Below are 6,022 nucleotides of genomic sequence, written 5' to 3'. Positions count from 1 at the left end.
GCAGGCGCAGCTGGCCGCCGAGCACGGCCCGCACCCGCACCGGGATGCCGCGCGCCCGCAGCGCGCCGAGCAGCAGCACGGCGGTCACGCTGATCCCGGTCGCGTTGCCCGCCGCGAGCCCGGCCGCGCCCACGTACGGCGTCAGACCCGCGGCGACGGCGACGGTCACCAGCAGGCCCGTGCCCATCGCGGCGATCGGCAGCCAGTCCGTCCGGTCCAGCGACCGGGTGCTGCTCTCGCCGCCGAAGCCGACCGCCGGACGGGCCGCGAGGTAGGGACGGATCAGCGCGCCGACCAGGCCCTGGGCCAGCAGACCGAGGCAGTAGACGCGCATCAGCACCGCCGTCGCGGCGGTGTCGGTGGCCGTGAACGCGCCGCGCTCGAACAGGACCGCGACCAGCTGCGGCGCGCAAGCGAAGACGACGACCGTCCCGGCCAGCACGACGGCGCCGACGACCCCGAGGTCCTTCTCGACGCGCGCCCGCGCGCCCTGGACGTCGCCCTCGGCGAGCGCGCGGGCGATCAGCGGGAAGGTCACCGTGCAGACCAGGATCCCGATGATCATCACGTTCTGGGCGACCTTCTCGGCGTAGTTCAGGTGCGAGATCGTGCCCGGCGGCAGGGAGGAGCCGATGAAGCGCTCGACGAAGACCTGGGCCTGCCGCGTCAGCGTGAACAGCACCACCGGCAGCACGGCCATCGGGCTCAGCACCGGCTCCCGCACGCCAGCGCTCCGCGTCGCGGCGCGCGTCCGACGCACGGTCACCCGGCTGACGTGGCGCGCGAACGAGGGCAGCAGCACCGCCACCATCAGCACACTGCCGAGCGCGACGCCGCCCGCCGCCGCGCGCACGCCGAGGCTGGCGTGGAGCAGCAGCATCACCGTCAGGATCCCGGCGTTGTAGGCGATGTAGACGGCGCCGGGGAGCGTGAAGCGGTGGTGCGAGCGCAGACCCGCGCCGAGGTAGCCGACGAGGCCGAAGGGCAGCACGGTGACGGCGGCGAGCCGGGTGCAGACGACCGCGAGCCGCGGGTCGGCAAGGCCCGGCGCGAGAGCGTGGACCACGACCGGCGCGCCGAGCGCGACCAGCGCGGACAGCAGCGCCAGGGCCAGCGCCAGCGGCGGCAGCGTCGCCGCGACCAGGGCGCGGACCGGGTCGGGGGCGTCCGGCCCGTCCTCCTCCGACGTCCGCTCGCCGCGTGCGGCGAGGGCGGCGCTGAAGGCGGGGACGGTCAGGAAGGCCATGCCGTCCTCGATCAGCAGCGGCGCCGCCGTCTCGGGGACGGTCCAGGACACCAGGAACGCGTCGGTCGCGGAGCCCGCGCCGTAGAAGCGGGCCAGCAGCAGGTCCCGCAGCAGGCCGAGAACCGAACCGGCCGCGCTGAACAGCGCGGTGACGCCGAAGGCCTTGGCGACGAAGCCATGGCCCCGCTCGGCGGCGAGGACGGCGACCTCCGGGGCGTCCTCCGCGGTCGTCACGCTCAACGCGTCGCCTCCGCCAGGATGGGCTCGCTGCGCGGTCCGGGGATGGCCGGGAGTCCGCCGCGGGCCACCGCCGACGCGCACAGGCCGACGACCACCGAGACCAGCACGGTGGTGGTGCCGCCGATGTCCCCGTAAAGGAAGTCGACCAGCTGCCAGATCAGCAGCCCGACCACGACGGGCGTGCGCCGCGCGCCGATCAGGGTGCCGAGGACCAGCGCGCCGAAGGCGGTGATGCCGACCAGGCCCTGCTCGCTGAGGACCAACATGTACATGTTGTGGGGCGAGAGCAGCGGCTCGCGGGAGAAGCCGGCGCCCGCGCCCGCGGTGTCGCTGCCGGAGGAGAGCCGCAACGGGGCGTGGGCGTCGCGGAAGGCGGGGAACTCCTTGGGACCGACGCCGGTCAGCGGGTGCTCGCGCCAGATCCGTCCGGCGGTGGTCCACAGGTCGTAGCGGTCGGTGACGGACTGGTCGGCCTCGCCCGTGACGGAGCCGATGCTGCTGAGCCTGGCCGTCACCGAGGCGTCGCCGCCGTTGCCGTTGCCGACCACGCCGGCGGCGGTGAGCCCGCCGAGCGCCACCACCGCGGCCGCCGCGAGGATGACGCCGCCGCGCAGCAGCAGCCTGATGTCGGCCAGCGCCAGCGTCAGCGTCACGGCGACGGCCGTGGCGATCCAGCTGCCGCGGCTGAAGGAGAGCGCGAGCGGCAGCACCAGGGCCCCCGCCGCGAGCGCCCACCCGGCCACCGCCCGGCGCCGACGCTCCCGGCGCGCCTCCAGTGACAGACCGAGCGAGGCCAGCAGACCGAAGCTGACGACCACGGACATCGCCATCACGTCCTGGGCGCCGAAGGTGCCGACCGCGCGCGAGTCACCGCCCGCGTAGGAGGCGCCGGTCCCGGTCAGGTACTGCTCCACCCCGACCGCGCCCTCGACCAGCGCGGCCGCCGCGAAGGCCGTCAGCACCAGCCGCAGGTCGCGGCGGTCGCGGACGGCGCAGGCGACGGCCGCCGGCACGATCACGAAGATCTGCACGAAGCGCACGAAGCCCGACAGGCTCTCGTGCGGGTCCTGCGAGGCGGCGGTCGCCATGGCGACGGCCAGCAGCACGCCGCCGAGGAGCAGCGCGGTCGTCGGGGACAGGAAGCGCGTCCGCCGCCACAGCGCGAACGGCAGCGTGACCGCGACCAGCACCAACGACCCGACGTCCGCCGGGGTCACGTGCACCGCGGCCGTCACGTCCTGGTTTCCCGACGGCACGCAGACCAGCAGGATCGTCAGCGCGACCAGCTGCGCCGGGTTCAGCGCCGCGCGCACCCGCGGCAGCAGCGCGGCCGCCGGCCCGCCCCGCAGCGCGCCTCCCGGCCGGGCCTGCTGTCCCAGTTGTGGGGACACCCCGTCAACTCCCGTCCGTCCGCAGAACAGCGACCACCGTGCGGAGGAGGATCTTGACGTCCTGCCACAGGCTCCAGCTGTCGATGTAGTAGTTGTCGAACCGTGCCCGGTCCTCGATGGAGGTGTCCCCGCGCAGGCCGTTGACCTGCGCGAAGCCGGTCAGGCCAACCGGTACGCGGTGGCGCTCGCGGTAGCGCGGGTAGGCCTGGGCGAAGCGCATCACGAAGTACGGGCGCTCCGGCCGCGGGCCGACCAGGCTCATCTCGCCGCGCAGCACGTTCCACAGCTGGGGCAGCTCGTCCAGCGACGCGCGGCGCAGGAACCGTCCGACGGGGCCGAGCCGGTGGTCGTCGGCGATGTTCCAGCGGGTGGCCGACTCGTGCTCGTCGGCCGGTCGCAGGGTGCGGAACTTCAGCACCGTGAACGGCCGCCCGTCCAGGCCGATCCGCTCCTGGCGGAAGATCACTCCCGGGCCGCCCTCAAGCCGTACGGCGACGGCGCAGAGCAGCAGCACCGGGGAGAGCAGCAACAGGCCGAGACCCGCGCAGCAGGCGTCGAAGGCCCGTTTGACCGCCCAGCTGGGCCGTTGCATCGGGGTGCTGCCGAGACGCAGGCAGGGAAAGCCCCACAGGTGGTCGCCGACGGCCGTGCGCCGACCGGCGTGCTCGAAGGCGGCGTAGTCGGGGAAGGACGGCACGAACCACACGTCGCAGCCGAAGTCCGTGCTGGTGCGCAGCATCTGCGGGGCCCAGTCCTCGTCCGCGCCGCCACCGGTGAGGATCACGTCGCTGATGCCGCGGCGCGGCAGCTCGCGAATCAGCGCCTCCGGTCCGCCGACCACGGGCACGGGGAAGTCGGCGGGCAGGAAGAGCGGGTCGGCGTCGACGAAGCCGACCGGACACAGCCCGTACTCAGGGTGCTCCAGCAGCGCGGCGGCGACCCGTTGGCCGACGTGGCCCGCGCCGGCGATGAGCGTCGGCCGGGGCGCGCGGCGGCGGCGCGCGCGCAGCGAGCGGTAGACGGCGGCGCGACCGGCGGAGTCCAGCGCGAGATGGGCGAGGAGGAGCAGGGTCAGCACGCGGAAGTCGGCGGGGATGACCGTGGGCAGGGTGAAGGGCAGCAGCAGGGTCTGCAGGCAGCGTTCCAGGGTCAGCGCGAAGGCGAGGGCGATGGTCGCGCGTCCGGCCAGGCCCGGCAGTTCGTCCAGCACCGAGGGGGCGAGGCGGAGCCGGTACTGCCCGCCCGAGGAGTACATCAGCACCAGCACCGGCAGCAGCCCGCAGGCGGCGCGCAGCGTCGCCGCGGGGCCGCCCGGGAGGACCAGCGCGAGCGCGCCGACGGTGGCCAGCATGTCGACCGCGAGCAGCGTGACGGGCACGCCCGTGCCGCCGCGCACCGCCGGGGCACTGGCCGGGGAGGAGAGGCCGGGGCCGAGCCTGCGGGCGTGTGCGAGACCCACCGCCCCGACCCCCGCGGGCAGTTCCTCGTTGTCGATCGTGGTCATCCGTGCACGTACTCCCCTGCCGGAGGTAGCACCTGCCGCCGTGGTCGGCATCGACGCCGCCTCACGGGGAAAGGAACGATGCAGGCAAATAGGACATTACAGAACTTCTACTCAGAATCCCGGGGGCGGCAAGTGGTTTCACGTCATTGACCATTAGTCAGACTTTCCGACCCGATGGCCCTGTGCGACGCTCGGCGCGGCGGGCGCGGGGACGCGCCGCGACTGCAGCACCGCCGCGTACACCTCGTCCATCAACATCCTTGTGGCACGCAGGTCGTGGTGCTCCTGCGCACGCACGCGGGAGCGCCGTCCGAGCTCCGCGGCCAGCTCCAGGTCGGACATCAGCCGGACGAGTGACGTGGCGAGGGTCCTGGTGTCCCCCACCGGCACGGGAAACTGCTGGTCGCCCAGGATCTCCCGGGCCCCCGCGACGTCCGTCAGGACCACCGGGCGCGAACACGCCATCGCCTCCAGCGGCGCCAGCGCCATCCCCTCCCAACGGGAGGGCAGCACGGTGATGTCCGAGGCCGCGTACCAGGGCCGCGGATCCTCGACCCGCCCCGCGAACACGACGCTCTCCGGCACCGTCAGCTGGGCCGCCTGCTCCTCCAGCGCGCCCCGGTCGGGCCCGTCCCCGACCAGGACCAGCCGCGCGTGCGGCAGCTCCGCCAGCACCTCGCCCCAGGCGCGGAGCAGCAGATCCTGCCCCTTCTGCCGGCACAGCCGCCCGACGCACACCGCCAGCGGCGCGTGCTGGGACAGTCCCAGCGCGCGTCGGGCGCGCTGCTTGGACGGCAACGCGGCCGCGTCGTAGCGAACGAGGTCCACGCCGTTCGGCACCAGTGCCCAGCGCGCCCGCACCCCCGCGGCCTGACCGTGGGCCCGCTCCGACTCGCTGACGCACACCAGCCGGTCGCTCCAGCGCGTCGCCCAGCGCTCCCACCGGGCGATCGCCTTGGCGGCGGGCCCCGTCACCGCCTCGAACGACCACGCGTGCGGCTGGAACACCGTCGCCACGCGGGAGCGGATCGCCATCCGCCCCACCAGCCCCGCCTTGCTGCTGTGCAGGTGCACCACATCCGGGCGCGCGTCCGCGACGATCCGCCGCAGCGAGGCGAGCTCCTGCGGCAGCCCCGCACCGGGCGCGCGCTCCGCGCCCCACGGCACGAGCCGCGCCCCCGCGGCGGTCACCTCCCGCGACAGCCGCCCGCCCTCCGGGCACGGGCAGGCAACCACCACGGTGTGCCCGTCGGCGACCTGACCGCGCACCAGATCGGCCACGACCTGGGCGACGCCGCCGTCGACGGGCTGGGAGACGTGGAGGATGGTCAAGGGTTCACAACTGGGCACGTCGCGCAACCTATGCCGGTGGGCGGGAAAGCAATGCCCGCGCTCACCCGGGCGGTGGATAGTTCTACCGGGACGGGTGATGGGGCGTCACTTGTGAGGGACTTGTGTCGTTACCCCCAGGGGTGCAACGGGCCGAGTCAGTCGTCCAGGCGGTGGGAGAGGTGCAGGTCCCGTTCCGTGTGGCCGTCCTCGAGACGGAGGGCGGTGGCGACCGGCGGGTAGCCCGCCGCGATCACGGTGTACTCCCCCGGCTCCAGATCGGTGAAGCGGAACGCGCCGTCCTCGCCGGTC

At 74.3% G+C, this 6,022-nt stretch carries 4 protein-coding genes; all 4 read right to left on the bottom strand.

The window, feature by feature from the left end; translation table 11 throughout:
* Positions 1-1,480: lipid II flippase MurJ (locus TR48_RS37000; protein ID WP_052443362.1), on the bottom strand; the 1,480-nt coding region annotated here is incomplete at its 3' end.
* A gap of 2 nt (positions 1,481-1,482) precedes the next feature.
* Positions 1,483-2,877 (bottom strand): O-antigen ligase family protein, encoded by a 1,395-nt coding sequence (locus TR48_RS36995; RefSeq protein ID WP_052443361.1) that lies wholly within the window; start codon positions 2,875-2,877, stop codon positions 1,483-1,485.
* A gap of 4 nt (positions 2,878-2,881) precedes the next feature.
* Entirely contained in the window at positions 2,882-4,381 is a 1,500-nt protein-coding gene (locus tag TR48_RS36990; protein WP_052443360.1) for a sugar transferase, read from the bottom strand.
* A gap of 153 nt (positions 4,382-4,534) precedes the next feature.
* Positions 4,535-5,713, bottom strand: coding sequence for a glycosyltransferase family 4 protein (locus TR48_RS36985; protein ID WP_063771139.1), 1,179 nt, complete (start codon positions 5,711-5,713; stop codon positions 4,535-4,537).
* Positions 5,714-6,022 lie beyond the last annotated feature (309 nt).

The organism is Streptacidiphilus neutrinimicus (assembly GCF_000787815.1).
Classification (GTDB): domain Bacteria; phylum Actinomycetota; class Actinomycetes; order Streptomycetales; family Streptomycetaceae; genus Streptacidiphilus; species Streptacidiphilus neutrinimicus.
The sequence above is the reverse complement of the archived record's forward strand: the minus strand, read 5'-3'. Positions and strand labels throughout refer to the sequence as shown.

Bases quoted from the DNA above. Each gene is read 5' to 3' on its own strand.
- TR48_RS36990 (WP_052443360.1), bottom strand. From the start codon at position 4,381: ATGACCACGATCGACAACGAGGAACTGCCCGCGGGGGTCGGGGCGGTG.